24 protein-coding genes and 2 tRNA genes are annotated in these 26,913 nt (G+C 33.7%); all 26 read left to right on the top strand.

What is annotated here, in order from left to right; all coding sequences use genetic code 11:
* Positions 1–95: 95 nt before the first annotated feature.
* Positions 96–4,250, top strand: coding sequence for a hypothetical protein (locus PLD14_00130; protein HPR79621.1), 4,155 nt, complete (start codon positions 96–98; stop codon positions 4,248–4,250).
* Between the two features lie 95 nt (positions 4,251–4,345).
* Complete coding sequence (locus PLD14_00125) at positions 4,346–4,954, top strand: hypothetical protein (protein HPR79620.1); 609 nt, start codon at positions 4,346–4,348, stop codon at positions 4,952–4,954.
* Between the two features lie 217 nt (positions 4,955–5,171).
* Entirely contained in the window at positions 5,172–6,815 is a 1,644-nt protein-coding gene (locus PLD14_00120) for a hypothetical protein (GenBank protein ID HPR79619.1), read from the top strand.
* A gap of 119 nt (positions 6,816–6,934) precedes the next feature.
* On the top strand, positions 6,935–8,395 hold the full coding sequence (locus PLD14_00115) for a hypothetical protein (GenBank protein HPR79618.1): 1,461 nt from the start codon (positions 6,935–6,937) through the stop codon (positions 8,393–8,395).
* 10 nt (positions 8,396–8,405) lie between these two features.
* Positions 8,406–8,705, top strand: a complete 300-nt coding sequence (locus PLD14_00110) for a hypothetical protein (protein HPR79617.1) — start codon at positions 8,406–8,408, stop codon at positions 8,703–8,705.
* Positions 8,706–8,853: 148 nt separating this feature from the next.
* A complete protein-coding gene (locus tag PLD14_00105) occupies positions 8,854–10,242 on the top strand; it encodes an ATP-binding protein (protein ID HPR79616.1) in 1,389 nt (462 codons plus the stop codon).
* Between the two features lie 181 nt (positions 10,243–10,423).
* Positions 10,424–11,501 (top strand): peptide chain release factor 2 gene (gene prfB, locus PLD14_00100; protein HPR79615.1). Its coding sequence is split into 2 segments (ribosomal slippage): positions 10,424–10,486 and positions 10,488–11,501, totalling 1,077 coding nucleotides; the frame shifts between segments, so codons are not numbered across the junction.
* Positions 11,498–12,193, top strand: a complete 696-nt coding sequence (locus PLD14_00095) for an ATP-binding cassette domain-containing protein (GenBank protein ID HPR79614.1) — start codon at positions 11,498–11,500, stop codon at positions 12,191–12,193. The genes prfB and PLD14_00095 overlap by 4 nt, the downstream gene beginning before the upstream one ends.
* Positions 12,194–12,198: 5 nt before the next feature.
* The gene (locus tag PLD14_00090; protein ID HPR79613.1) at positions 12,199–13,104 is read left to right on the top strand and encodes an ABC transporter permease; all 906 of its coding nucleotides are present in this window, start codon (positions 12,199–12,201) and stop codon (positions 13,102–13,104) included.
* A 97-nt stretch (positions 13,105–13,201) separates the two neighbouring features.
* Positions 13,202–13,272, top strand: a tRNA-Gln gene (locus tag PLD14_00085).
* 21 nt (positions 13,273–13,293) lie between these two features.
* Positions 13,294–13,614, top strand: a complete 321-nt coding sequence (locus PLD14_00080; protein ID HPR79612.1) for a hypothetical protein — start codon at positions 13,294–13,296, stop codon at positions 13,612–13,614.
* A gap of 50 nt (positions 13,615–13,664) precedes the next feature.
* A complete protein-coding gene (locus tag PLD14_00075) occupies positions 13,665–14,078 on the top strand; it encodes an HIT family protein (GenBank protein HPR79611.1) in 414 nt (137 codons plus the stop codon).
* Between the two features lie 17 nt (positions 14,079–14,095).
* Positions 14,096–15,343: a cell division protein FtsZ gene (locus PLD14_00070; GenBank protein HPR79610.1), complete on the top strand. Its 1,248-nt coding sequence runs from the start codon at positions 14,096–14,098 to the stop codon at positions 15,341–15,343.
* Between the two features lie 6 nt (positions 15,344–15,349).
* Positions 15,350–16,228, top strand: coding sequence for a UTP--glucose-1-phosphate uridylyltransferase (locus tag PLD14_00065; protein ID HPR79609.1), 879 nt, complete (start codon positions 15,350–15,352; stop codon positions 16,226–16,228).
* Positions 16,228–17,142 (top strand): FAD-dependent oxidoreductase, encoded by a 915-nt coding sequence (locus tag PLD14_00060; protein HPR79608.1) that lies wholly within the window; start codon positions 16,228–16,230, stop codon positions 17,140–17,142. The genes PLD14_00065 and PLD14_00060 overlap by 1 nt, the downstream gene beginning before the upstream one ends.
* On the top strand, positions 17,139–18,401 hold the full coding sequence (gene eno / locus PLD14_00055; GenBank protein HPR79607.1) for a phosphopyruvate hydratase: 1,263 nt from the start codon (positions 17,139–17,141) through the stop codon (positions 18,399–18,401). The genes PLD14_00060 and eno overlap by 4 nt, the downstream gene beginning before the upstream one ends.
* Positions 18,398–18,637 carry a glutaredoxin domain-containing protein gene (locus PLD14_00050; GenBank protein ID HPR79606.1) on the top strand — a complete coding sequence of 80 codons (240 nt, stop codon included), beginning with the start codon at positions 18,398–18,400 and terminating at the stop codon, positions 18,635–18,637. The genes eno and PLD14_00050 overlap by 4 nt, the downstream gene beginning before the upstream one ends.
* 7 nt (positions 18,638–18,644) lie before the next feature.
* Entirely contained in the window at positions 18,645–19,643 is a 999-nt protein-coding gene (gap, locus tag PLD14_00045; GenBank protein HPR79605.1) for a type I glyceraldehyde-3-phosphate dehydrogenase, read from the top strand.
* Between the two features lie 180 nt (positions 19,644–19,823).
* Positions 19,824–20,564 (top strand): S24 family peptidase, encoded by a 741-nt coding sequence (locus tag PLD14_00040; GenBank protein ID HPR79604.1) that lies wholly within the window; start codon positions 19,824–19,826, stop codon positions 20,562–20,564.
* Positions 20,561–20,914 (top strand): type II toxin-antitoxin system PemK/MazF family toxin, encoded by a 354-nt coding sequence (locus PLD14_00035; protein ID HPR79603.1) that lies wholly within the window; start codon positions 20,561–20,563, stop codon positions 20,912–20,914. The genes PLD14_00040 and PLD14_00035 overlap by 4 nt, the downstream gene beginning before the upstream one ends.
* Before the next feature lie 62 nt (positions 20,915–20,976).
* Positions 20,977–21,186 (top strand): hypothetical protein, encoded by a 210-nt coding sequence (locus tag PLD14_00030; GenBank protein HPR79602.1) that lies wholly within the window; start codon positions 20,977–20,979, stop codon positions 21,184–21,186.
* Positions 21,187–21,615: 429 nt separating this feature from the next.
* Positions 21,616–23,250, top strand: coding sequence for a murein biosynthesis integral membrane protein MurJ (gene murJ / locus PLD14_00025; GenBank protein ID HPR79601.1), 1,635 nt, complete (start codon positions 21,616–21,618; stop codon positions 23,248–23,250).
* Positions 23,240–25,024 carry a translation elongation factor 4 gene (gene lepA / locus PLD14_00020; GenBank protein HPR79600.1) on the top strand — a complete coding sequence of 595 codons (1,785 nt, stop codon included), beginning with the start codon at positions 23,240–23,242 and terminating at the stop codon, positions 25,022–25,024. The genes murJ and lepA overlap by 11 nt, the downstream gene beginning before the upstream one ends.
* Positions 25,025–25,143: 119 nt before the next feature.
* Positions 25,144–25,560, top strand: coding sequence for a septum formation initiator family protein (locus tag PLD14_00015; GenBank protein HPR79599.1), 417 nt, complete (start codon positions 25,144–25,146; stop codon positions 25,558–25,560).
* Positions 25,551–25,622 (top strand) — tRNA-Thr (locus PLD14_00010). The genes PLD14_00015 and PLD14_00010 overlap by 10 nt, the downstream gene beginning before the upstream one ends.
* 59 nt (positions 25,623–25,681) lie before the next feature.
* Positions 25,682–26,913: type II secretion system protein (locus PLD14_00005; protein HPR79598.1), on the top strand; the 1,232-nt coding region annotated here is incomplete at its 3' end.

The following is a 26,913-nucleotide window of genomic DNA, read 5'->3' as shown; positions in this document are numbered from 1 at the left end:
TCCGCTTTGCCCAACAAAGCAAAGCGGAGTGACAAAGGGTAATATCGGACATAACGGTCGACAAACGACAGTTATAATAAATAAACAATACAAAAATGAGTACAAAAAAATTCGGTATTGTTGCTGGTATAGTCTTGACTCTATCAGTAGTAGTAAGTCCAGCTTTTGCTGCTTGCTCTTTAACTACATTAAGTGAATGTGATTCTACAGGTCTTATGGCCTTGATCGTCCAATTACTTGGTAGTTCACAGACAGGCACACAAACAGGAACTGGAACAATAACTGGCATTCCTGCTGGTTTTACATTTACTACTAACTTAGCGCAAGGTTCTACAGGTAGCAACGTAAAATACCTACAGATTCTATTAAATTCAGACACAGCAACTTCTGTCGGAAACAAAGGAAGTGAAACAACTTACTTTGGTGCCATGACAAAAGCTGCAGTAGTAAAATTCCAAAATAAGTATGCTTCTGAAGTTCTAACTCCTTACGGCTTAGCCGCAGGAACAGGATTCTTCGGAACAGCTTCAAGAGCAAAGGCTAATGCTATGATTGCTAGTGGTTCAACAACTACTACAACCACAACTCCTGCTACAGGAGCCTACACTGTATCTTTAGCTGCTAGTCAGCCTTCTGGTACATTAGGTGAAGCTTCAGCTTACAACCCAGTATTAAAGATTAATGTTTCAGCCGGAGCTACAGCTCAAACTGTTACAAGTTTAACAGTCCAGAAAACAGGTCTTTCAATAGACACAAATGTTGCTGGAGTAGTAGTTGCTGATGAAAACGGTGTAAGGCATGGAAATATTGTAACTTTCGCTAATGGCGTAGCTACAGTAACTTTCGCTAATGACCCAATTACAGTTCCTGCCGGAACAACAAAAGTAATTCAGGTTCAGTTCAACATGGTAAGTGGTGTTAACGGATTAGCAGGAACAGTTGGTGCTAACTTGACAGCAATGTCAGGAACACCTACTGGATTACCTCTAATCGGTAATACTTTCTCTATGGTTGACACAACCGCAACCTTGGGAACATTAACAGCCGATGTCAAATCTTTGACAACAGCTACTGTTTCTAAGGACATTGGAACAACTGGATACGAAATTCAGAGATTCAGTTTCGTTGCTGGTGCCAATGAAGACATGTATTTAAAATCTTTAAAGATTTATCAGAACGGAACAGTTGCTGATGCAGATATTACAAACATTAAATTAGTTGCTCCAGATGGAACAGTATTATCTACTGTTGCTTCTGCAACTAATAAATATGTAACATTTGATCTAACAGCTGCTCCTTATAAGATTGCAAAAGGTTTAACAAAAGATCTATCAGTTAAAGTAGATGTTGTTAACGGTTCTTCAAGAACCGCTCAATTCATCATCCAGAACGACTACGATGTTGTAGCCACTGGAGCTTCTACAGGATTAAATGTTATTCCTACTGCTGGAGCTTCTGTCGATTCTAGCTTCCCAATCGGTGATATCGCTACTGGTAATGCTGGATTCAACCACATGACTATTGCTTCTGGAAGTTTGTATGTTTCAAAAGCTACAACATCTCCTTCTGGAACAATCAGCATTGGTGCATCTACTGCAACCATTGCAACATTTAATTTTGAGTCTAGAGGCGAGGCTCTCGAAATTCAGAAATTATTTATTAATATCAATGGTTCAGGATTAGCAAATGATGAGCTTGCTGGAACAGTAAGATTAGTAACTGAAGACGGTCAGACATTGTGGTCTGCTTCTCCTACATCTACTGGTTTAGTTGCTAATACAGCCGCTGGTACAGCTGCAAATATTTACACATTGAGCACTTACTACACAATTCCTGCTGGTACAACAAAGAAGATCAGCCTTGTCGTAGACACAGGTAGCGCAATGGATGCAACTGATACTATTTATGGAAGAATTTCAGATATTTATTACAAGAAATTAACTAGCAATGCATACGCTACATATTCAGCCTCTGCATATATTACAGGTAATGAATTGAGCGCTTCTGCTGGTACATTGACTGTAGTAAAGAATGGTTCTTTAGGTAGCAGTACAAAAGTAGAAGGTCAATCAGAAGTTAAGATCGGTTCATACTTATTACAAACAAACTCAACAGAGGGTGTTAACGTATCAAGTATTGGTATCGCTATAACTGGTACTGACGCTGCTGATGTAGATGCAAGTTTCAAGAATTTGAAACTAAAGAAAGCTGATGGCACACAAATTGGATCAGCTGTAACATCTCCAGTAATTGACGGAGCTACTGCAAATGCATTTACAGTATCTGGAGAATTGAACATTGCAGCAAATACAACTGCACAAATTGATGTATACATTGATATAACAACAGCTGCTGCCGATGGTGGTTCTGCTGACACACTAGTAACGAAGATTCTTCAAAATGGTGTTTCAGGAACAGGAGCAACTTCAAGCGCTACTGCTGCTGGACCTTCAGCTGCTGCTGGTATCACAGGTCAAACTATTGCTATAGTTGAAGGTGGTACATTGACTGTTGCTATGGAAACATCTGGTGCAGCTTCAGCTCAATTCTTAACAACTGGCTTAGCTGGTGTTGAATTAGCTAAAGTAAAGTTAGCTGCTACAGTTGAAGACATGAAAATAGATCGTTTAGAAATAAGATCAATTAAGGGTGATGGTAACATTGCTCAAGTCAAACTTTTAGGAACAGGTTTAGCTTCAGATCCAACTGCTGCAGTAACTGCTGGAACAGCAGTATTCACATTTGCTTCTGGTAGTGAAATAATCGTTCCTGCTTATGGTTCTAAGGTATTAACTGTCGCTGCTGATACAACAAATATTGGTACATTAACAGCTGGTACGCTAGGAACAATCGGATTCGGAACATTGAATGCTATCGGTTCTGGTTCTGGTGCTATAGTTCAAGACACTGTTACAGGTACATCTTATACAGCGTCTGCCGATGATGGCTCAGAAGCTATCGCAGTTGGTAATATTATTTACTTCACAACCACAGCTGCTTCTGGTACAAACACAACACCTGGCTACTACATGGTTACAACACAACCCGGTGGTGGTGGTCAAGGCTTAACAGATAATGGTTTGGGATTAAATGGTGGAGCTACTATTACAAAATGGACAGCTGGACAAATTGTAACAATGTTAACACCTACATCTGTTGAAATCGATGCTGATACAGATTCAAACAATGCCTTAGCTGTTGGTGATGTTGTATACTTCTACGGTGACGTAGATGGTACAGATAATTCAGCTTCAACAGGATGGCACGTAGTAACAACTGCTTACACTGCTAATAGTGGAGCCGTTATAGTATTAGACGGAGCTAATGTTACTATCGATGCTGATGATGGTATTGCTAAATTTGCTAACGCAAGTATTGCTAACGCTTTAGTTGGTAACATTATGAGGTTCGAAGAAGTTGAACCAACTATTACTTTAGCTGCAGACAGCAAAGTTAGCCCTGGCAGTACTAATTCATATGAAGAAGTTGCTAAGTTCGACATTAAGGCTGCTGGAAGTAGAGATATGACTTTTGACAGCTTGACTGTTGAGAAGGGTGGAGATAACTCTCCTTTCAGATACGTCACAAAGATGTCTATTTGGAATGGTAGCAATATGTTAGCTGAGGTTGCTAACACATCTGCTGCTGGTACAACCGATGATGGTGCTGGCGGTGCCACAACCATTAGTGGTGTAACAGTAACAGTATGTTCTGGTGCTAATAATACACAAGCTAATGAGTTAGCTGCTATTTCTCAAGACGAATTTGACAAATGGGCAGTTGGTGATACTCTAACATTCTATGATGGTTCAGCTGTAACAGCTACAGCTACAATCTTAAGCATTACTGGTGACACAATTAGTGCTTGCGCCGGTGATGACGATCCTTCAATAGTATTTAGTACTTCTCCCGCTATTGGTCAGGACAAGACTGTAACTATCTGGAACAACAGAGTACACTTCAATTCTACACAGGGTGATACTGGCGACACTGCTTTATCAGTTGCTCCAAGCATTACTGCTGGTCAAACAATGACCATTACAGTAAAGGCTGACACAACAGCTGTTAAGACAGGTGTAACTAGTGGAAACGTAAGATTTAGCGCCTCTATTCCTGGTGCAAAGGGTCCTTTAACATCAACTGTTGGTGGATTAGACTGGAATTACACACCTCTTGCATCTGGCGGTTTAGCCTCTTACAAGACTCAGGCAGATTCTTATCCTGTTAACGGAAATACTCTAACCTACTAATATTCCTTGTGATTAGTAATTAGACTGAAAGCCTCCCTTCGGGGAGGTTTTTCAGTTCTTGCTTTCATTAATTTTTGTGCTAAGATATAAAACATATGTTTAATATCAAAAAAATGAATAAAAAATACATTTTCTCTATATTGGCGTTGTTAATAGTTTTAGCAATAATTTTCGTTTTTTATTTTAATAAAAATAAAGGAGGCGAAGAACCGAACAAGAATCAAAATCAAGAACAGAACCAAAATATTAATCCAGAAAACAATACAGAAACTGAGGCTGATAAAAAAATAAAAGAAAAAATATTAGAATTAGTCGAAAAAGCTAATCAGGGTAAGGTCCAGGAGGCCTTGGATGGATACTTAATTTTATTAAAAGATAATCCTGATAATTTATTACTTTTAAACAATACGGCTGATGCTTATTCTGATTTAAGTAATTGGGCTAAGGCTGAGGAGTATTATAAAAAATTATTAGTTGCTCATCCCGATTTTATTCAAGGATATAGGATGCTTGCCTATTTGTATGAATATAGGTTTAATGATGATGAAGCAAAGATTAAAATATTAATCGATGATGGTTTGGCCAAAACTAATAATAATCCAGATCTTCTTTCATGGATAATTGATTATTATCAGCAGAAAGGAGAGGGAGACAAAGCGGTTCCTTATTCAGAAATTTTAGCTAATAAGTTAAACAAGCAGTAATGCTTGTTTTTAATTGAAAGAAATTCTTGACAATAATTGTAATAAGGCTAAAATATAAATATATAATTTATTTTGTTGTTATTTATCCTGATATTATTTGTTAGTAAAATGATAACAAAAGTTATAAACATAAATAGACCGTTAAAGAACTTGTCGGGTCGACAGGCTGTTTCTTTAGCGGTTTTTTGTTATTAAAATAATAAAATAAAAATTAAATATGAATTCAAAATTTAAAATATTCGGACTGATAATTGCTATAACAATGGTGATTACAGGATTGTCTACAGTATTCGCTGCTGGAGAGCCGACTCTTAATACTATTGTTTGGAACGATATTGACGGCAGTGGTACTTATAATACAGGGGACACGATAGCTTTCACTTTTAGTGAAGCTATGGCTACAGCAACCGTGCGCTTGGCTCAATTAGATAGTGATTTAGGTCTAAGTGCTCATACCTTCGGTACGTCAGCTGCAGGATTAGCCATTGCTTGGAATGGACCAACTAATACTATTTTAACGGTTACATTGGGTACTGACGCAACTGTCGCCGCGGCTGATACCTGCGATCCAGATGATACTGTTACCGATGCTGGGGGAGCAGGAGATTTAACTCTCGCGCCAGTAGCTATTCCTGCTGCCGATACTGTTGCTCCTACTCTTAATACTGTTGTTTGGACTGATACAAATAGCAGTACAAAGATTGATGCTACAGATACTTTAGTTTTAACTTTTAGTGAAAAAATAGATCCAGCAACAGTAAGGACTGATTCAGTTGCTAATTTAAATACAGATATTGGATTAAGCGGTGGACATACAATTGGTGGAGCAGCGGTTGTTGCTTCTTGGGATGCTACAGGCAAAATTTTAACAATAACTTTAGGAACAGGAACAACTGTTGCTAGTGGAGATACTTTAAATCCTGCCGCAACAGTAACTGATATCGCAGGTGTTGCAGATGCTTCATCAGCCAAAACTATTACTGATAATGTTGGTCCGAAAGTATTAACCGTTACTTGGACCGATAGCAACAGTAATACAACTATTGATGGTACTGATAAATTAGTTTTGACTTTTAGTGAACCAATAGCTACAGCCACAGTTAGGGTTGATTCTAAGGCTCATTTAGATTCCGACTTAGGGTTAAGTGGTAGTCATACTTTTGATAGCGTAACCGTAGGTTGGACTGTTAGCAATACAGTTTTAACAGTTACATTGGGTGCAAGTACAACTGTTGCTAGTGGAGATACTTTAAATCCTGCCGCAACAGTAACTGATGTTCCCACCAATGCAGATGCTTCGACAGCTAAAACCATTACTGACAATCTTGCCCCTGTTTTAGCTCAGGTTACTGCAGTTGGAACAGCAAATACGCTAACCCCGAGCTATGTATTTAGCGCTACTGAAGCTGGTACAATCGCTTATAGCGGAGCATGTAGTAGTGCAACAACATCAGCGACAGCCGGAAACAATACCATTACTTTTGTTTCTATGAGTCCAGCAAGATACAGCAATTGCAGCATTATCGTTACTGATGTTTATTCAAATGCTAGCACATCTCTTGCAATTTCTCCTTTTGAAATTTCTTATGGCGGAGGAAGTGGTTCAGGTTCTAGTGGAGGATCTACTACAACCACCCCAACGACTACAACTACTCCAACTACCACTACTACAACCACCCCAACGACTACAACTACTCCAACTACCACTACTACAACCACCCCAACGACTACAACTACTCAACAGCTTGGACCGATAACTATAAGTAAACCGTTAAATGAAATGACTAAAGATGAGCTTATTAATACAGTATTAAGATTAATTTTAACTTTAATAGTACAAGGAAAATTAACTCATCTATAGAAAGAAAATTTAAAAGCCTCCCTTTTGGGAGGTTTTTGATTTTTCAAAAGCATAAGACATAACATGATAAAAATCGTATCTAGTTGTTTTTTTATTTCCATGTGTTAGAATAAAAAATAATGAAATTAACTAATTTTAAATTATATATTTTTATTTTATCAATATTTTTTGTTATGCCATTTTTTGTAATGGCTGATAATACCGGGGATAAGACTAATTTTTATGTCGAACAGGGATTTACTCCCAATAACAAAAGTCAGGTCTCAGCTACCCTAATTAAATCTCCAGACAGATTGTATTTTTATGTCGAAACTGATTGGTGGAATTCAAAAACTCAGACAGAAAAAGACCAAATCGGTGTTGTTATGGAAAGCTTGGGAAGTGAATTTAATTTAAATATCTACCCTAAGCTGACTTCAACTTTTGGAACTGAAGCTATTCCTGGAGTAGATAAAGACAGAAGAATAACGGTTTTATTCTATCAAACCAATAGTAATGTTAAAGGGTATGTTAGGAATATTGATGAATACGAAAAAACAGTTAATCCTTTATCTAATCAAAGGGAAATGGCTTACATTAATGTCAGTTTGCTTACTGGACAATTTCTTAAAGAAACGTTAGCTCATGAATTTACCCATTTAATAACCCTAAATCAAAAAGAATTAAAAAATGGAACCAGTGAGGCTGTATGGCTTAATGAGGCTAGGGCTGAGTATACTATTACTTTAATGGGTTATAATGACGGTGAAAATAGTTATCTTAAATCAAGATTGAATAGTTTTTTAGAAAAACCATATGATTCCTTAACCGAATGGAATAATTCTTCATATGATTACGGAGTAATTAATTCTTTTATTCATTACTTGGTGGATCAATATGGATTAGTGATATTAACAGATTCTTTAAAATCAGATAAAAATGGAATCGAAAGTATCAATGAGGCATTGTTAAAAAATGGACACAAAGAAACATTTTCTGATGTTTTTTCTGATTGGACAATAGCCACATATCTTAATGATTGTTCAATGGGAGCAAGATATTGTTTTAAAGATAAGAACTTAATAAATTTACATGTTATTCCTTTTAGTAACTTCCTTCCTTTTTCAGGAGACAGTACTTTGTATTTAGGTCAATTTTTAAATAATTATTCATCTCATTGGCAAAAGTTTACTGGTGGAAGTGGAGATTTAAAGATTAAAATTTCTAATCCTTCGGGGACAATTAAGCAAATACCACATATTATTAAAAGTATTTCTGGAGAAATGAGCATTGGTTTTACGAGATTAGATAAAAATTTTGAATCAGAATTAGTTATTTCTAATATAGGGAAAGACATATATTCAGTTACTGTAATTCCATCAGTTAGTGATAATAATAAAGAATCAGACAGTCAGACCTATTTTTATTCTATGACTGCTAATACCTATGCCAAAGAAAATCAAGTAGAAACCGACAATAATACAATCAAGCTTCCTTTTACGATTGAAAAGCCATTAAACCAAATGAATAAGGAGGAACTTTTAATAGTTTTATTAAGAGTAATTATTTATCTTGTCTCTCAAGGCAAATTAAAATTTTAATTAAAATAACATGGCATTTTACATTTCTATCTTAATCGCCGGATTCGGAGGAGGAGTAGTAAGGGGTCTAATTGGATTTTTAAAACATCAATATGATTATAAGAATACTGGATTCAATCTCCCGTATTTTTTCGTAATGATGTTTTTGTCAGGAATAGTCGGATTATTAGTTGCGTTAGCGATAAACAACTCATTCATTTCGTTTGAAGGAGTTAAATATATTTCTTCAGCCACTGCCTTTATCATCGGATATGCCGGAGGAGACTTCCTTGATGGGGTTTATAAGATATTATTAAAGAAGGGGAAATAAGGAATGTTAGCAATCCTAAAATTGAATGTAATCATAGGATTGTAATCTTAAAATTAAATTAAATGATAATAAGGTTTTTATAAAAGAAAAAGGGAAGCCTTGACATAAAACCTACTCGTGAGTATACTTATCTAAAGTAGGTAAATATATGAAATTTATAAATCGTCAATCAGAATTAGATGAATTAAACAAAAGATGGAAAGAAGATTCTTCTGAGTTTTTTATAATCTATGGAAAAAGAAGGGTTGGAAAGACAGAATTAATTAAGCAGTTTATTAAAAACAAGCCTTCTATTTATTTTGTAGCCGATAAAAGATCTGATAGGGATCAACTAAAGGAACTTGGAATGCTTTTTGGGAATTATTTTAACGATAAGCTATTAGTTAAAAATGGTTTTAACGAATGGCTTGATCTTTTTCAATATTTGAAAGAAAAGACTAAAGATAGATTTGTTTTTGCTGTAGATGAATATCCTTATATTGTTGAAACAAATAAATCTATTAGTTCTTTATTTCAAAAAGGGTGGGAAGAGTATTTAAAAGGAAGTAAAATATTTTTAATTTTGTCTGGATCAAGTATTTCTATGATGGAGTCTGAAGTATTATCTTACAAATCTCCTCTTTTTGGAAGAAGAACTGGACAGGCTCAGATAAATCCTTTAACTTTTAAGCAGGCATGGCAGTTTTTTCCTGAAAAAAGTTTTGATGATTTTTTAAGTATTTACACTATTTGCGGGGGAATGCCTGCTTATCTCCTAGAGATTAAAAAAGAAATATCTCTTGATGAAAATATTAAAACCAATATTTTTAAAAAAACATCTTTTTTATATAACGAGGTAGAATTTATTTTAAAAGAAGAATTAAGGGAGCCTAAAAGCTATTTATCTATTTTAAGGGCTATTTCTTGGAGCAAAACAAAATTTGGAGAAATATCTAATGATACTGGACTTGAAAAAAATATTCTTACCAAATATATCGATGTACTTGTTAAATTGCAATTAATGGAAAAAGAAGTGCCTGTTACAGAAGAAAATTTACAAAAATCAAAACAGGGGATATATAAAATATCAGATAATTTTTTAAGATTTTGGTTTCAGTACGTTTTCCCCTATAAGAGTGATTTAGAAATAGAAAGATATGATGAGGTCTCAAGAAAGATAGAAGAAACATTTGGAGCGATAAAAGCTAATACTTACGAAAAAGTTTGTAGAGAATTATTATCTGATTTTAGAAATAAAATATTTTCTTTTGAAAGAATAGGTAGATGGTGGAAAAAAGAAGAAGAAATAGATATTGTTGGGGTCAACAAAAAAACAAAAGAAATTATTTTTGGTGAATGTAAATGGTCAAATAATCTTGTTGATAAATCGATTTTTTACGATTTAAAAAGAAAATCAGTTGAAGTAAAATGGAACAACGAACGAAGGAAAGAGTATTTTATAATATTTAGTAAAAGTGGATTTACCAAAGAAATGATTGCTTTGGCAAAAAAAGAGAAGGTATTTTTAGTGAAAGAAGGAGATCCTGTTAATTTTTGATAATATTTATGAAGTAGTTGTATGTTTACTGTTTACTATTGAGAGTAAACAGTAAAAGAGAGTTTTAATTGATATATAGTGCGGTATTTATTACCAATAGTATACAATTATTGTATACTATGAGAAACAATAACCCTAATAAGGCATTTTATTAATTCTAATTTTTTGATATAATACAAACATGGAAAAAGAAAAGACAATAGAAGACTTGAATAAAAGAATCCTCGCCCTAGAGGACCGTCTTTGACTTATCAAAAATTCAAAAAAGAATAGCTGAATTAGAGAAAGAAGTAGAGAAACCAGACTTTTGGAATAATCAGGAAAAAGCAAAAAAGCTTTCTCAAGAATTATCAGACAACAAGGAGATAATTGATTCAATTGAAGAATTAAAAGAAAGCATTAATGATCTTCCTGATTTGATAGAAATATTAGATGAAGAAGAATTGTATAAAGAGATAGAAAAGATAGACAAGAAATTAAAAGAAAAAGAAAACGAAACTTTCTTCAGCGGAAAATACGACAAGGGAAATGCAATCCTGTCGGTATATTCCGGAGCGGGAGGACAAGACGCCCAGGATTGGGCGGCGATGCTTTTAAGAATGTTTGAAAGATATTGCGAAAGAAAAAGATTCAAAGTTGAAGTATTGGATGAATCATTTGGCGAAGGAGGAGGAAGCGAAGGAAAAGAAGGAATTAAATCAGCCACCTTATCTATTTCTGGAAAGTATGCTTACGGATTATTAAAAAAAGAAAACGGAGTGCACAGATTAGTAAGAATATCGCCTTTTTCCGCTCAGAAATTAAGACACACTTCCTTTGCTTTAATTGAAGTCTTGCCAGAAATAGAAGAAGGAGAAGTGGAAATAAAGCCAGATGATATAAGGGTTGATTATTATAAAGCTTCAGGGCCAGGAGGACAATATGTAAACAAAAGAGAATCAGCGGTTAGAATAACCCACAATCCTTCAAACATAGTTGTTACCTGCCAATCAGAAAGGTTGCAAGGAAAGAACAAAGAACGAGCCATGAAGATGTTAATGTCAAAGCTATACCAGTATAATTTAGAAAAGCAAGATAAGGAAATGTCGAAGATAAAAGGAGAGCATATTTCAGCTAGTTGGGGGAATCAAATTCGTTCATATGTCTTACATCCATATAAGATGGTTAAAGACCTAAGAACTGAAGTTGAATCAACCCAGCCAGACAAGGTATTAGATGGAGAATTAGATGAATTCATAGAAGCAGAAATTAAAATATGATAGAATTTAAAAACGTTTCAAAAGAATACCCCCCTAATTTAGTAAAAGAATCAAAGGTTGCTTTGCAGGGCATTTCTTTTAGTATAAAACCAGGTGAATTCGTTACTATCTGTGGAAGATCAGGAGCAGGGAAAACCACAATCTTAAAAATGATCTCTTGTGAAGAAAAACCTACGAGCGGAGTAGTAATGTTTAATGACATTAATACTTTGGATGTTAAAAAAAGTGATGCTCATTTAATTAGGCAAAAAATCGGCTTCATTTTTCAAGACTACAAACTTTTAGCTTACAAGACTGTTTACGAAAATGTTGCTTACGCCTTAGAAGCTTTTGATTTTAATGATAAACTAGTTAGAGACGAAGTAATGCAGGTGTTGGAATTGGTAGGATTGGAGAATAAAATTAATTGTCTTCCTCGCGAATTGTCAGGTGGAGAAAAACAGAGAGTTTCAATCGCCCGAGCCTTAATTCATAGGCCAGAGGTAATTTTAGCTGATGAACCAACGGGGAACCTTGATCCGTATCACACTAGAGAAATTGTTAAAATACTTTTAAAGATTAATGAATCAGGTTCAACCGTCATTTTATCAACTCACGATAAAGACACCGTTAATTCTTTAGAGAAAAGAGTAATAACAATAGAAAATGGAAGAATAATTAGAGATGAAGAAAAGGGAGTCTTCTCCTTGTAATACATATGGTAAACTTTTTTAAAAAAACATTTAAAAATGGGTGGGATAATTTCTGGAGACAAGGATTTTTAACCTTTGCCACTTCTCTAGTTATTTTTATTGCAGTTATTTTAGGAACAGCATTATTCTTTTTTCAAGGAGCTGTTTCTTATTTAACTCAGCAACTGGAAGATAAAATAGACATATCAGTTACTTTTAAGGCAGGCGTAGAAAGAGATGCTATCCTTCAAATTAAGGATAGCTTACTAACCTTAGAACAAGTTAAGAAAGTTGACTATATTTCTTCAGAAGATGCATATAATACTTTTGTTACTGCCCATGCGGGAGATCAATACATGGAAGCTTTGAGTTTATTAGGAACTAATCCATTTTTACCAGCGCTAAGAATACAAACCAAAGAACCATCACAATACAAAGAAGTTTCAGAATATTTGACTAAAGATGAATATAAAGATTTGATTAGTGAAGTTAATGATAGTAAAAGGGGAGTGATGATAGAAAAATTAAGTGAGCTGACTAAAAGCGTTCAGGTTCTAGGATTATTTTTCACTGCCATACTTTCTTTAATTGCTATTATTATTACTTTTAATACATTAAGACTAAGTATTTATTCCCAAAAGGAAGAAATTGAAATAATGAGACTGGTCGGTGCCAAGAATAGTTTCATTAGAGGCCCATTTTTGGTTCAGGGAGGGCTTTGTGGATTCTTTGCCTCTATTATATCATTCATGCTTTTAACCATCGTTCTCTTCCTCTTTAATTCCCAACTAACCACTCTCTTTATGGGATTTGATTGTTTGGTTTTCTTTAAATCAAATCTTCTGATTATTATATTATTAGAATTAATAGTTGGTCTTGGTCTAGGATTACTTTCTTCATATTTTGCAGTAAGAAAATATTTAAGAGATTAATAATACAATATCTCTTAGTTCTATTGAATATTATTTAAAAATTAAGGAATCTCTTCTATTGATTTCTAGTCCTTTTAATGGTAAAAAGTAATCACATTCGGAGGTCGTCTAATGGTAGGACACCAGGTTCTGGCCCTGGTAATTGGGGTTCGAGTCCCTACTTCCGAACATAATAATTAAAAAATATATATGACAATAAGCAAAAGGGTTCAGCAAGTTTATATATCATTTTTAATCAGTGTGATATTGGCTATTATTAACGGTTTGTTAACTTTTATTTCGGGTAAGCAAGAATGGATTTCTTTAGTTTTATTGGGATTGTTTATAGTGATTTCTATAATTGTTTTGATTTACGCAACAATGGAGTTTATAATCACCAAAGAACCAACTGACTTATGGAAGGTAGGATTTTGGGGATTGTTGGGATTAATTGGACTAATTCCAGGATTTAGTGGCTTCTTAGGATTTTTTGGATTATTTGCTTTCTTTGGAACTAGGGAATATTTTTAAATTATAAATAAATGTTTTTTGCGGAGAATTAGTAAATTAATTTAAAAAATATGGAAAATTGTATTTTTTGTAAAATTATTAATAACGAAATTCCAAGCTATAAGATATATGAAGACGATTTGGTTTTAGCTTTTTTGGACATTAACCCAGCTAGCAAGGGGCATGTTTTAATTATTCCTAAAAAACACGTTAAAGATGTTTTTGAAATTGAAGAGAAGTATTTAGAAAGAATAATTTCGGTTTCCAAGAAGATTGCTCAGAAGATGAAAGATGTTTTTGGTGCTGATGGAGTTAATCTATATCATGCTTCAGGAATTAGCGCTGAGCAGTCAGTTTTTCATTTTCATTTACATGTTATTCCCAGAAGAAAAGATGATAATCTCCATTTTAATGTTACTAGTAAGGCAAGTGTTTCTGCGGAAGAATTTAAGGAAATAGCTATCAAATTGAAAATAGAAGAATAAGGAGGTATAATATAAAAATGAAGAAAATTAAACCAAAAATTAAAAAAGTTCAAAAACCAGCAGTTTTGAATAAAGAAAATGAAGTAGAATCTGTAGGAAAGAAGGTCAAAATTAAAGTTATTGGAGTTGGGGGTGGAGGAGGTAATATTATTGCCGAGCTTTTAAAGAAATTAAAAGATTTTTCTGCTCAGAAAGTAGAATTCATCGCTTTAAATACCGATAATCAAGCTTTAAAATCTTTGCCTAAAGCGCTGAAAACAATTTCTTTTGGGAATAAATTAACGAGGGGATTAGGAACAGGCAGAGATGTAGAGGTGGGGGAGAAGGCAGCTAAGGAAGATATTGAAAAATTAAAAAGTTTATTCTCTGATGATAAAGATTTATATATTTTTATTTCTTCTTTAGGGGGAGGGACAGGAACGGGCGCTACTCCGATTTTGACTAAAATTGCTGAAGAATTAGGATTGAATACCTTAGGCATATTCACAACACCTTTTTCTTTTGAAGGGAAAAAGAAAATGGATATGTCAGTAAAAGCATTAGAAAAGATAAAAGACAATCTTAATGCCTTTATGGTTCTTCCTAATGAAAAGATATTTTCATTGACCAAAGAAGAGGTTTCTTTTGCCGATTCCTTGAATCTTTTAAATGATAAATTAGCTGAATCTTTAGAGGGATTATTGCGAACAATATATTCTCCTGGATTGATAAATATTGATTGGGCTGATATTAGAACAATACTAGAAGGAAAGAGAAAAATTGCTTATCTTAATTTTACCAAAGGAAAATCAAATCAAACAGCCGAAGATATTACTAAAATTTTATTAAAGAACCCTATCCTTGAATATCGTTTTGAGAATGCTGATAATGTCATGTTTAATATTGAAGCTTCTAAAGATTTATCTCTTCAATTATTATCTCAAATTAGCGAGAAGATAAGCGAATTGGCTCCTAGCGCCAAAATTATTTTTGGTCTTTCGCAAAATCCAAAATTAAGAAATGAAATCAAAGTAACTATCTTGGCTACATCAACCGAAGCAGAAAAGAAAGCAAAAAGAAAAAAGATAATTAAAAAAGAAGAAAAAGAAATCCCTAAGAAAACAAAAAAAACAAAACCGAAGGTAGAAAAAGTAGAAAAAGACGTGGAAGTAAGAAGATCAGCCTTAGAAATAAAAGAAGCGGAGAAGAAGGAAGAGGAAAAGGAAGAGGAAGAAGAAAAGATATTTGAAATTCCAGCCTTTTTAAGAAAATCAAAAAAGAATTAATAATATATGAAAAAAACAGTTAAAAAAGCTATTTTTCCTATTGCAGGAATGGGAACTAGATTTTTACCTTTATCTAAGGTAGTTTCAAAGGAATTAATTCCTTTAGTTGATAAGCCATTAATTCATTATTCTGTTGAGGAGGCTCTTTTGTCAGGAATAAAAGAGATACAGTTAGTAACAAGAAAAAGCCAAAAAGATGTAACAGCGTATTTTAATTCCAATCCTGAATTAGAGGCTCTTTTACGAGAAAGAAATAAGAAAGAAGAATTAGAAATGGTGAAAGGGTTAAATGAGGTTTCAAAGCAAATAAAATTTTCTTTTTCTATTCAAAAAAAAGCTTCTGGAAATGTAGATGCCATATATCAGGCCAGGAATTTTGCTGGCAATGAGCCTGTAGGTGTTTTTTTCTGTGATGATATAATTTACTCAAAAGAACTTCCTGGTTTTCAGCAATTAAAAGAAATTTATGAAACATGCCAGAGACCGGTAATTGGCCTTAAAAGAATGCCAAGAGATAAACTGTCACAATATGGAGTAGTGGAAGTAGAAAAAATAGCAAATAATGTTTTTAAGATAAAAAAGGTCGTTGAAAAACCAAAAGGGGAACCACCATCTGATTTAGTTATTCTGGGAAGATATATTATTACTCCTGAAGTTTTTGAGAGGATTGAAAATGATAAATCAATGAGGATGAATGATTATTCTATTAGTCAGGTTTTAGGACAAATGGCCGAAGAGGGCAAGGTTATTTATGGTTACGAGATAAAGGGAGATTGGCTTGAATGTGGAGACAAAAATACTTGGTTTAAATCATTTTTGACCTTATTATTAGATCATCCTGATTTCGGACAAAAAGCTAAAGAATTTTTAAAGGGAAAAATATAATGGATTACGATTTAATTATTATCGGAGGAGGTCCAGCCGGAATGACCGCAGGGATATATTCTGCTAGGCAGAAATTAAAAACTTTAGTCATAACTAAAGAATTTGGCGGACAAATGGGACATAAAGCAGTTGATATTGAAAATTATCCAGGATTTGAAAAAATATCTGGTTTTGAATTAATTGCTAAATTTGAAGATCAATTAAAACACAAAGGAATTGAAGTTTTGAGCGACGAAGTTTCTGAATTAAAAAAAGAAAATGGTTTTTTTTCTGTTTTAACCAAAGAAGGAAAAACAATCCAATCAAAAACAGTAATCATAGCGACCGGTTCAGAACCAAGAAGACTAGAGGTAAAAGGCGAAGAAGAATTTTTAGGACGCGGAGTGAGTTATTGCACTACTTGCGATGGCCCTTTGTTTAATAATAAAGACGTGGCAATTATTGGAGGGGGAGAGGCTGGATTTGAGGCTGCTTTATTTTTGAATAATTATGCCAATAAGATATATATTTTAGAATATGGAGACGTTGTTAAATGCGGAAAAGAAAATCAGGATAAGGCTTCTTTAATTACGAAGATAAAAGTTATTACATCTTCTGAATTGCAGGAAATAAAAGGAGAAGACTTTGTTAATCAAATTGTTTTTAAAGATAGAAAAACAGGAGAAGAGAAGGTGCTAAATGTTCAAGGTGTTTTTGTTCAGGCAGGATACCAGCCAGCTACATCTTTTTTAAAAGACTTAGTAGAATTAAATGAAAAAAAAGAGATTGTTGTTAACTTTGAAACTTTTGAAACTAAAACATCAGGATTATTTGCCGTAGGAGATGTTACTTCGCAAAAAGTAAAACAAATTGTTGTTGCTTGCGGGCAAGGAGCAGTAGCGGTGATTAACGCATATAAATATATTAATATATGAAGATTAAAAACATTAAAGCTAGGGAAATACTTGACTCAAGAGGTAATCCAACGATTGAAGTTGATTGTATAACCGAAGAAGGAGTTTTTACAGCTTCAGTTCCTTCGGGTGCCTCAACAGGAGCAAGGGAGGCGTATGAGTTGAGGGATCATAATCATAGATATGGAGGAAGGGGAGTTTTGAAAGCAATTAAAAATGTTAATGAAATAATTGCTCCGAGATTAATAGGAATGGATTGTACTAATCAGAAAGAGATTGATGAGACAATGATTAAATTAGACGGAACAAGTGGAAAATATAATTTAGGGAGTAATGGAATTGTCGGAATTTCAATGGCAGTTTGTCGAGCTGGAGCAAAAGCTAAAAATCTTGAATTATATGAATACATCGCTGAATTATTTGGTAATGAAGATTTGAAAATGCCTAATCCAGCTTTTAACGTTATTAATGGCGGAGCTCATGCTGATAATGGTCTTGATTTTCAAGAATTCATGATTACTACTACTGGAGAAAGTTTTAGAGAATCATTGCAAATGGGCTCAGAAATATATTATAAATTAAAGAAATTTTTAAAAAATAGTTATCCAGGTTTTGCAATTAATGTTGGAGATGAAGGTGGTTTTGTTCCTCCAATAGAAGTTCCTGAAGTTGCCTTAGGTTTAATGGTTAAGGCAATTGATGATTCAGAATATACAGGCAAGGCAAATATAATATTAGACATTGCTTCCAGTCAGTTTTACAAAAAAGAAAAAGAGGTGTCTGAGGGATATTATGGATTAAGAATGGGAGTGTTTTCTGTCGCCGATATGCTTAATTATTATTCTGACTTAGTAAAATGTTATCCGATTATCGGTCTTGAAGATCCTTTCTCTGAAGAAGATTGGAAAGGATTTGAAAAGCTTACCAATAGATTGGGTGATAAAATTATGATTATCGGAGACGATTTATTGGTTAGCAATTCAAGCATTATTAAAGAAGCTCAAGCAAAGAAGGCGTGCAATGGAGCAATATTGAAAATTAACCAAGTGGGAACAGTTACAGAAATTTTGGAAGCAGCTAAAGTCTGCAAGGAAAGCAAAATTAAAACAATAGTTTCTCATCGTTCTGGAGAAACCTGTGATAGTTTTATTGCTGATCTAGCGGTTGGCATTTCTTCTGACTACATTAAATCAGGAGCACCATGTCGAGGAGAAAGATTGGCAAAATACAATAGGTTATGTAGAATAGAAGAAAAGATAAATAATACTTTAAAAAAATGACCAAAGTAAGAATATTTTCAACCCCCACTTGCCCATATTGTTTTGCTTTGAAAAGATTTTTAGAAGAAAAGGGAATAGAAGTAGAATCAATAGATGTTTCAGCTGATTTAACGGCTCAAAAAGAAATGATTGATAAAACAAAACAAACAACAGTTCCCGTTATAGATATTAACGGTGAATTCGTAGTTGGTTTTGATAGAAAAAAGATTTGTGAGTTATTAAAAATAGAAGATTAAAAAATATATGGCAACAAAAATTGCAATCAATGGCTTCGGGAGAATAGGAAGATGTTCTTTAAGAGCAGCAATTAAGGAAAATTTAGATATTGAGATTGTCGCTATTAATGATTTAGCAGACAACAAGACATTGGCTCATTTATTTAAATACGATACTTCATATGGAGTTTTTGATGGCGAAGTCAAACTCGAAGGAGATTATATGGTTGTTAATGGAAAAAAAATATTAATGTTAGCCGAAAAAGATCCAGAAAAGCTTCCTTGGAAAGATTTAAAAATCGATGTTGTTTTAGAATGTACGGGAGTATTTAGAGATAGAATTGGTTTAACTAAGCATATTACTGCTGGAGCTAAAAAAGTTATAATTTCTGCTCCTGCTAAAGATGATGACATTCCTTCTTATCTGTTAGGAATTAATGCTGATGAATACAAGAATGAAAGCATAATAGACATGGGTTCTTGCACGACTAATTGTTTGGCGCCAGTAGTTAAAATACTTGAAGCTGAATTCGGAATCGTCAAGGGTTTTATGACTACCATCCATTCATACACTAATGATCAAAATCTTTTAGATCTGCCACACAAAGATTTAAGAAGGGCTAGGGCCGCTGCTGAGAATATTGTTCCTACGACAACCGGAGCAGCTAAAGCGATAGGGAAAGTAGTTCCAGGAGTTAAAGGAAAAATGGACGGGATCGCGGTGAGAGTTCCAACACCAGTCGTTTCTTTAGTTGATTTAGTTTGTGAGATTAAAAAAGAAACCACAGTCGAAGAAGTGAATGCAGCTTTTGATAAATATTCAAACAAAGGGGAAATGAAAGGAGTTTTCTTTGTTGAAAAAGAACCTTTGGTTTCTTCTGATTTTAAAGGCAATTCTTTTTCTTCAATTTTTGACCCAGAATATACTAAAGTTAATGGAAATATGGTTAAGCTTATGGCTTGGTATGATAATGAGTGGGCCTATTCTTGCAGATTAGTTGAATTAGCGAAGAAAATTGGAAAGTAATTTAGTCTTAATAGAAGACCTGGTGCAATGTTGCATTGGGTCTTTTTCTATGTAGGAGTCAGTAGAATATTCTATTGAGTTTAATGAGGCGCAGTGTAAATAATATTGTCAATAATTAAAATAACTTGACAAGCGTCAAGCAATTGATATAATTACAATAATATAACCTTATTTTAAAGTATGCACATTATTCAAGAAAAATTAATAAAATTAGCCGATAGTTATAATCTATCAGATTTAACCTTAAGGAAGATAGGCGAACTTGTGCATGAACCTAATAGTCCACAAAAAATAAAACACCACATTAATCAATTAATTGGTAAGGGATTGTTAGTTGTGACTCCTGATGGTAAGAAAACAAAAAAAATGAAAGGAGGGCTTGGTAAATCAGGGTTATTATCTTTACCTATATTAGGATCAGCTAATTGTGGACAAGCTTTAATATTTGCAGATGAAAAAATAGAAGGATATTTAAAATTATCTCGTAATTTATTAGAAAAAAATTTAATTAATAAGATTAAAGAACTTTTTGTTTTAAAAGCTGTCGGTAATTCTATGAATAGGGCGGTGATTAATAATAAAAATATTGAAGATGGAGATTTTGTAATTATTAGTAAGGGTTCCACCGCTAAAAACGGAGATTGTGTTGTTTCTATTATTGATGGAGTTGTGAATATTAAAAAGTTTTATATTGATAAGCCTAATAATCAAATAATTCTTTTATCTGAATCAAGTCAAGATTTTCCTCCTATATATATAAGCAAAAAAGATCAAGATAGTTATTTGATTTGTGGGAAAGTTGTTAGGGTGATGAAAAAACCTGACGAGATGGCCTTAATGAGAGACGCCTCCTCTGTGGATATTCTTGATGACCTAGGGGATATATCAAGAGAAGAAGTTGAATATTATGAAAATTTATGATAATTGAGCCAGAAATTAAATGCGGAGAATTATTTTTAGTTGATTTTAATCCTAGTTCTGGACACGAGTATCAGGGTAAAAGGCCAGCATTAGTGATTGAATCGGATGGACAAATTATGAGAAGCAATTTAGTTACAATTTTACCATTAACTTCTAATTTAGATAATAAAACCGATGACGATATTTTTATTGAAGCCGATAAAGATAATCGTCTCAAATTTGATTCAATAATAAAAGTTTATAATATTGTTTCTTTTGATCGTTTAAGATTTGTTAATAAAATAGGCAAGATAAATCAAGAAACTTTTAAAATAGTAAAAGATTACTTATTAAAACATTTTGATATTTAATTGATTAAAAGTTTAATTTAGTAAATATTTGACAATTTTTAATCGAAGAATATAATAAAAATATGAAAAAAAACATCACAATTGATAATTTAGCAATAATGGTTCATAAGGAATTTGAAGAATCTACTAAAAATGTTAATAAACGTTTTGAAGGGGTAGATAAACGTTTAGATAAAATGGAAAAGAAACTAGATAAAATTGTTGTTAACCACGGAGAAAGAATAGAGAAGCTTGAAGGAGACGTAAAGGAATTAAAATCATTATTAGTTTAACAAAAAAACCGCATCAAGCGGTTTTTAAATACCTTAACAAACCCGTAAGCCGAATTCTGTTTTAAACAGTCATCTATCTGGGACAAAGATTACTCTTTGCCTCGAGCGAACTACTTTTTTCCCTTGCGGGATTTGTTCTTGCTTCCAAGTAAGGATTTAGCCGTTTCACCTTTAAGATTACTCTTAAAGCTCACCCCGAGGGGTGCTTCTTTCTTTCGATTGAAGCGTCTCTGTTCGCACCTCTTTCTCACGAATGACGGGGATTACCCGCTACTCTTTTAGACCCGACGAATCGGGAATGGAAGTTCGGACTTTCCTCCTAATTAAAGGCGACTGTCCGATTTGTTAAGGCACCTTATTCTAAAACAATATTTATTTATGGTCAATAGTTTACCGAATTCTTGTTTTAAGCTATTATATATTCATATTATGTCTTTCAGAAAAGCTTTGCATTCAAGTCAAAATACGGTTACAGGGGCAGCAGTTATTTTAACAATAGCTGTTTTGTTGAGCCGAATCTTAGGTTTGGTTAGGGACAGACTTTTAGCAGGGACTTTTGGAGCTTCACCTGATTTGGACATATATTTTGCTGCTTTTAGGATCCCCGACTTAGTTTATAGTATTTTGTTCGCCGGGGGAGTAATAGTTTCTCTTTTGCCTTTGTTTGCCGAGAATTTTATTAAAGACAAAGAGAAGAGTTGGGATGTCATTAATAATATTTTAAATATATTTTTTATTTCTTATATTATTTCAGCTATTCTTTTTATTATTTATACTCCGCAGATAATATCTTCAATGGTTGCTGGTTTTGACGAAGCTTCAATTCAGAAAACTATTGCTTTAACGAGATTGATTTTTGCTAGCGTTTTCTTTTTCGGAGTTTCTTCTATTTTTTCAACGATTCTGAATTATTTTAATAGGTTTGTTTCTTATTCCCTGGCTCCGATTGTATATAATTTAGGAATTATTTTAGGAATTGTTTTTCTTTCTCCATCTCTTGGAGTCTTTGGGGTAGGATTAGGAGTAATAATCGGTTCTTTTCTTCATTTTTTAATCCAAGTTCCTTCAGCCCTTAAATGCGGATACAAATACAAATTCATTATTGATTTTAAAAGCCCAGCTCTTAGAGATTTTTTTGGATTAATTATTCCTCGAACAATTGCTTCTTCATCATCACAAATCAATTTCATCTTTATTACTCTTATTGCTTCAGGAATAGGCGTCGGAGCTATTTCTATCTTCAATCTTTCTAATAATTTAAGGTATTTGCCGATTGGAATAATTGGAGTTTCTTTTGCGACAGCAATTTTTCCTTTGCTTTCTAAATTGTGGGCGGAGAATAAAAAAGAAGAATACTTTAAAGAGTTTAGAAAAATATTCAATGAAGTATTGTATATTTCTTTTCCTATTGGTGTTTTAATTTTTATCCTAAGGAATGAAATTGTTGATATTATTCTGAGAACAGGAAATTTTGGTTCAACTGCGGTTACTATTACTGCGGCTGCTCTTGGATTATATTTTGTGAGCACGGCAACTCAATGCTTGGTCCCTGTGCTTTTAAGGGGATATTTTAGTCTTAAAGATACTATTACGCCAACAATTATTGCAATTGTTTCGGTTGTGGCAAATATATGCCTTTCATTTTTATTTGTGAGTGTGTTTAATGGAAATAATTTTTTAGTTAATTTTACAAAAAATATTTTAGAGCTTGATGGAACAGCTAATTTTTCTGTTTTAGGACTGGTAGTTGCTTTTAACATTGGAATGCTTTTCGAGTTCATACTTCTTTTTTATTTCTTTTATAAAACAGTTGGAGATTTTGGAATTAAAAAAATAGGAATTACTTTATTGAAGATATTATTTTCTTCGGTTGTTATGGGAATTGCGGCTTGGTATTTATTACCATATTTAAAAACAATTTTTGGAAATTCTTTTGTTGGGGTCTCAATTGAATTTACCGTCATTTGTTTAATATCTTTTATTATTTATTGTGTATTAACTATGATTTTAAAGATGTCTGAAATTGGAAGAGTTAAGAATATAATATTAAGAAATGAAGATTAGAAATTTTGTCATTATTTCCCATATTGACCACGGCAAGTCAACTTTAGCTGACCGTCTTTTGGAAATAACCGGAACGATTGAAAAAGGCAAAATGAGACCCCAGTATTTAGATGCCATGGATTTAGAGCGAGAAAAGGGGATTACGATTAAAATGACTCCAGTTAAGATGATGTATAAAGATAGGAATGGCGAAGAAGTAATGCTTAATTTAATTGATACTCCTGGACATATTGATTTTAATTATGAGGTTAGTAGAAGTTTGGCTGCAGTTGAAGGAGCCATTCTTTTGGTTGACGCAACCAAAGGAATACAAGCTCAGACAATTACTAATTTAGAACTAGCAAAGAAAGAAGGATTGACTATTATTGCAGCAGTGAATAAAATTGATTCTCCTCAAGCCAGAACCGAAGAAGTCAAAAAAGAAATTGCTGAATTTTTAGGAGTTTCGGAAGATGAAATAATTTCTATTTCGGCGAAGACTGGAGAAAATGTTGAAGAGTTGCTTCAAACAGTAATAGAAAAAGTGGAAGGTCCAGAAGTTAATGAAGAAAAACCATTTCGTGCTTTAATTTTCGATTCTCAATACGACACTTTTTTAGGAGTTGTTTCATATATCCGTGTTATTGATGGGAAAATTAAAGTTAACGACAAAATATTTCTTTTAAACACTAGAGCCGAAGGAGTAGCTAAAGAAATGGGAGTTTTTAAGCCTGACATGACTCCAATTAAAGAACTAAAATCTGGGGAAATTGGTTTTATCGCTACTGGCATCAAAGATCCAGAAAAGATTAGAATTGGTGATACAGTTACTTTAATTCAGGACAAAGAATTAAAATTGGAACCATTACCAGGGTATAAGGATCCTGAACCGAAAATATTTGTTTCTATGTATCCGCAAGAGCAGGACGATTTTGAAACATTAAAATTAGCTTTATCTAAATTAAAACTTAATGATTCAGCCCTGTTTTATCAGCATCAAAACTTTCAGGCTTTTGGTAGAGGCTTTCTTTGTGGATTTTTAGGAACTCTACATACAGAAATAACAATAGAAAGATTAAAAAGAGAATTTGGATTAGAATTAGTTATCGGTGCTCCGCAGGTTTGCTATAAAGCTACGGATGGAAAAGGTAACGAAGTGATGATCTATAATCCGAATAATTGGTCAGACAACTTTAAAGAACATTATGAACCATGGACAGAGGTAACCTTAATTATTGGGGCTGCATATTTAGGAAGAGTATTCGAGTTGTTGGGTGGGCTAGATGGGAAACATGTTGATTCTCGTCCCTTTGGAAAAGACAGATATTTATTGGTATATGAACTACCTTTACGAGAAATTATTGGAGTTTTTTACGAGAATCTTTTAAATGTTACCCAAGGTTATGCTTCAATGACATATAAAGAAACTGGATACAGGATAGCCGATTTAGTAAAATTAGAGATTTTAATTGCGGGGCAAGAAGAAGAGATATTTTCAAGAATTTTGCCCAAAACTAAGGTTCAAGGCGAAGCCAAAAGAATTGTTGAAAAATTAAAAGAAGTTTTACCAGTTCAAATGTTTGCGGTAGCAATACAGGCAGCAGTGGGAGGTAAAATTATAGCGCGTGAAACAATCAGTGCACGTCGAAAAGATGTTCTTGCTCCTTTATATGGAGGAGATTATACTAGAAAGAGGAAGCTTTTAGAAAAACAGAAAAAAGGAAAAAAAGGAATGAAAGAAAGAGGGAAATTAAAGATTCCCTCGGAAGTATTCTTGAAAGTTTTTGGTTCTTAATTATCTGGAAAATAGAGCTGGTCCAACCAATGAAATTATCATTGAGAGAGTGATTAATGAAACAAGGACAATCCAAATAATTCTGAATTTTTTAGAATTTTTATTTATCATATATTTATATGTTAGCAAAAAAATACAAAAAAGTGAAGTGGGGAATCCATTTTAACAAAAGAAAGATTTCGATCGTTTTTTGGTCAATTTTTGGCTTTTGGTTTATCTTCTTTTTATTGTATTCAAATATTAAAATATTTCAGAAAAGAACAGAACTAAATAAGAATTTAGAAACCCTTGATTCTACTGTTGAATCATTAACGAAAGAGAAAGATTCCCTCAATTTTAGTTTAGGAGAAACTAATAGTAGCGAATATTTAGAAAAAGTAGCTAGAGAAGATTTAGGAATGCAAAAACCAGGAGAACAGGTAGTGATAATTAAGAAAGATAGCAATGTTTCGAAAAACAACAACAGTGATAATAACGTATTGCAAATTTTTACAGGATTTGTAAACTGGATTAAAGGTTTATTTAAGCCAGAGTAGCTTAACGGTAAAGCAATTCTTTCGTAAAGAAGAGACTGCGAGTTCAATTCTCGCCTCTGGCTCATTGCATTATTTTTTATTATTTATTATAATATATTTAATATTATTTTAATTAAAAAATATGTCTCAACAAAAAGCTTTTACTTTGATTGAGCTATTAGTAATAATAGTCGTCATTTCTATTCTTACTGGTTTTGTGATTGTGCAAACAAATAATTCTATTAATGCTGGAAAAGACGTTAAAAGAAAAGCAGATATTGAATTATTAGCCAATGCCGTTACTACTTATTCTTCTGAAAATTATGCTCCCAAACCTATTGTTGCAGATGGATGTAATATTGGAGCGGCAGTGGAGGACGGTGGTTGCAACACGGATGTTATTACTTTTTTAGAAGCATATTTACCGAATCTTCCAATAGACCCTGATTCTGGAAATTATTATACTTATGCTTCAACAGATGGAAAGAGTTGCCAAATTTATGCCAAACTCTCTACTCCTGCTCCTAATGATATATATGCATACAATTGTGATACTAATGATTATAGTATTGGTACTGTTATTGTCGGGGCTTGTGGAGATTTTTCTACTGAATATACTTCTACAAATGGATATAACAATCCTAGTGCTACTGATTGGCCTACTATTACCGATACAAGTTTTTGTTCGACAGGAACGCTTGATGGTACAACTCCTGTTTTCCCAGAAGAAGGAGCTTCAGTTTCTTGGTATTGCAAAGGAGATTATAGTGGAGGTAGAGCTTCTTGTTCTGCCTACAGAGCCTTGAATGGTGTCTGTGGATCTGCTAATGGTACGAATTCATACACTTCTCCAACAACTAACCTCTGCAACCCTGGAAACGCTTCCCTTGTCTCTGGCTCTGGTCCCTGGACTTGGACTTGTGCATCAACAAACGGAGGAGCAACCAGTGGAACCTGTACCGCCAGCAAGTCTGTAGATGGTGTCTGTGGATCTGCTAATGGCTCGTATTACCCCTCTGCTCCGACAACTAACCTCTGCAACCCTGGAAACGCTTCCCTTGTCTCTGGCTCTGGTCCCTGGACTTGGACTTGTGCATCAACAAACGGAGGAGCAACCAGTGGAACCTGTACCGCCAGCAAGTCTGTAGATGGTGTCTGTGGATCTGCTAATGGCTCGTATTACCCCTCTGCTCCGACAACTAACCTCTGTAACCCTGGAAACGCTTCCTCTGTCTCTGGCTCTGGTCCCTGGACTTGGACTTGTGCATCAACAAACGGAGGAGCAACCAGTGGAACCTGTACCGCCAGCAAGTCTGTAGATGGTGTCTGTGGATCTGCTAATGGTACGAATTCATACACTTCTCCAACAACTAA

It is taken from the genome of Candidatus Pacearchaeota archaeon, from assembly GCA_035404185.1.
GTDB lineage: Bacteria > Patescibacteriota > Minisyncoccia > Minisyncoccales > Minisyncoccaceae > UBA2211.
The sequence above is the reverse complement of the archived record's forward strand: the minus strand, read 5'-3'. Positions and strand labels throughout refer to the sequence as shown.

Excerpts from the sequence above, each read along its gene's own strand:
- gap (HPR79605.1), top strand. The coding sequence starts at position 18,645 with ATGGCAACAAAAATTGCAATCAATGGCTTCGGGAGAATAGGAAGATGT.
- lepA (HPR79600.1), top strand. The coding sequence starts at position 23,240 with ATGAAGATTAGAAATTTTGTCATTATTTCCCATATTGACCACGGCAAG.
- PLD14_00015 (HPR79599.1), top strand. The coding sequence starts at position 25,144 with ATGTTAGCAAAAAAATACAAAAAAGTGAAGTGGGGAATCCATTTTAAC.
- PLD14_00065 (HPR79609.1), top strand. The coding sequence starts at position 15,350 with ATGAAAAAAACAGTTAAAAAAGCTATTTTTCCTATTGCAGGAATGGGA.
- PLD14_00080 (HPR79612.1), top strand. The coding sequence starts at position 13,294 with ATGACAATAAGCAAAAGGGTTCAGCAAGTTTATATATCATTTTTAATC.
- PLD14_00090 (HPR79613.1), top strand. The coding sequence starts at position 12,199 with ATGGTAAACTTTTTTAAAAAAACATTTAAAAATGGGTGGGATAATTTC.
- PLD14_00130 (HPR79621.1), top strand. The coding sequence starts at position 96 with ATGAGTACAAAAAAATTCGGTATTGTTGCTGGTATAGTCTTGACTCTA.
- PLD14_00060 (HPR79608.1), top strand. The coding sequence starts at position 16,228 with ATGGATTACGATTTAATTATTATCGGAGGAGGTCCAGCCGGAATGACC.
- PLD14_00035 (HPR79603.1), top strand. The coding sequence starts at position 20,561 with ATGATAATTGAGCCAGAAATTAAATGCGGAGAATTATTTTTAGTTGAT.
- PLD14_00050 (HPR79606.1), top strand. The coding sequence starts at position 18,398 with ATGACCAAAGTAAGAATATTTTCAACCCCCACTTGCCCATATTGTTTT.
- PLD14_00125 (HPR79620.1), top strand. The coding sequence starts at position 4,346 with ATGTTTAATATCAAAAAAATGAATAAAAAATACATTTTCTCTATATTG.
- murJ (HPR79601.1), top strand. The coding sequence starts at position 21,616 with ATGTCTTTCAGAAAAGCTTTGCATTCAAGTCAAAATACGGTTACAGGG.
- PLD14_00095 (HPR79614.1), top strand. The coding sequence starts at position 11,498 with ATGATAGAATTTAAAAACGTTTCAAAAGAATACCCCCCTAATTTAGTA.
- PLD14_00030 (HPR79602.1), top strand. The coding sequence starts at position 20,977 with ATGAAAAAAAACATCACAATTGATAATTTAGCAATAATGGTTCATAAG.
- PLD14_00110 (HPR79617.1), top strand. The coding sequence starts at position 8,406 with ATGGCATTTTACATTTCTATCTTAATCGCCGGATTCGGAGGAGGAGTA.
- PLD14_00075 (HPR79611.1), top strand. The coding sequence starts at position 13,665 with ATGGAAAATTGTATTTTTTGTAAAATTATTAATAACGAAATTCCAAGC.
- PLD14_00070 (HPR79610.1), top strand. The coding sequence starts at position 14,096 with ATGAAGAAAATTAAACCAAAAATTAAAAAAGTTCAAAAACCAGCAGTT.
- PLD14_00115 (HPR79618.1), top strand. The coding sequence starts at position 6,935 with ATGAAATTAACTAATTTTAAATTATATATTTTTATTTTATCAATATTT.
- eno (HPR79607.1), top strand. The coding sequence starts at position 17,139 with ATGAAGATTAAAAACATTAAAGCTAGGGAAATACTTGACTCAAGAGGT.
- PLD14_00105 (HPR79616.1), top strand. The coding sequence starts at position 8,854 with ATGAAATTTATAAATCGTCAATCAGAATTAGATGAATTAAACAAAAGA.
- PLD14_00120 (HPR79619.1), top strand. The coding sequence starts at position 5,172 with ATGAATTCAAAATTTAAAATATTCGGACTGATAATTGCTATAACAATG.
- PLD14_00040 (HPR79604.1), top strand. The coding sequence starts at position 19,824 with ATGCACATTATTCAAGAAAAATTAATAAAATTAGCCGATAGTTATAAT.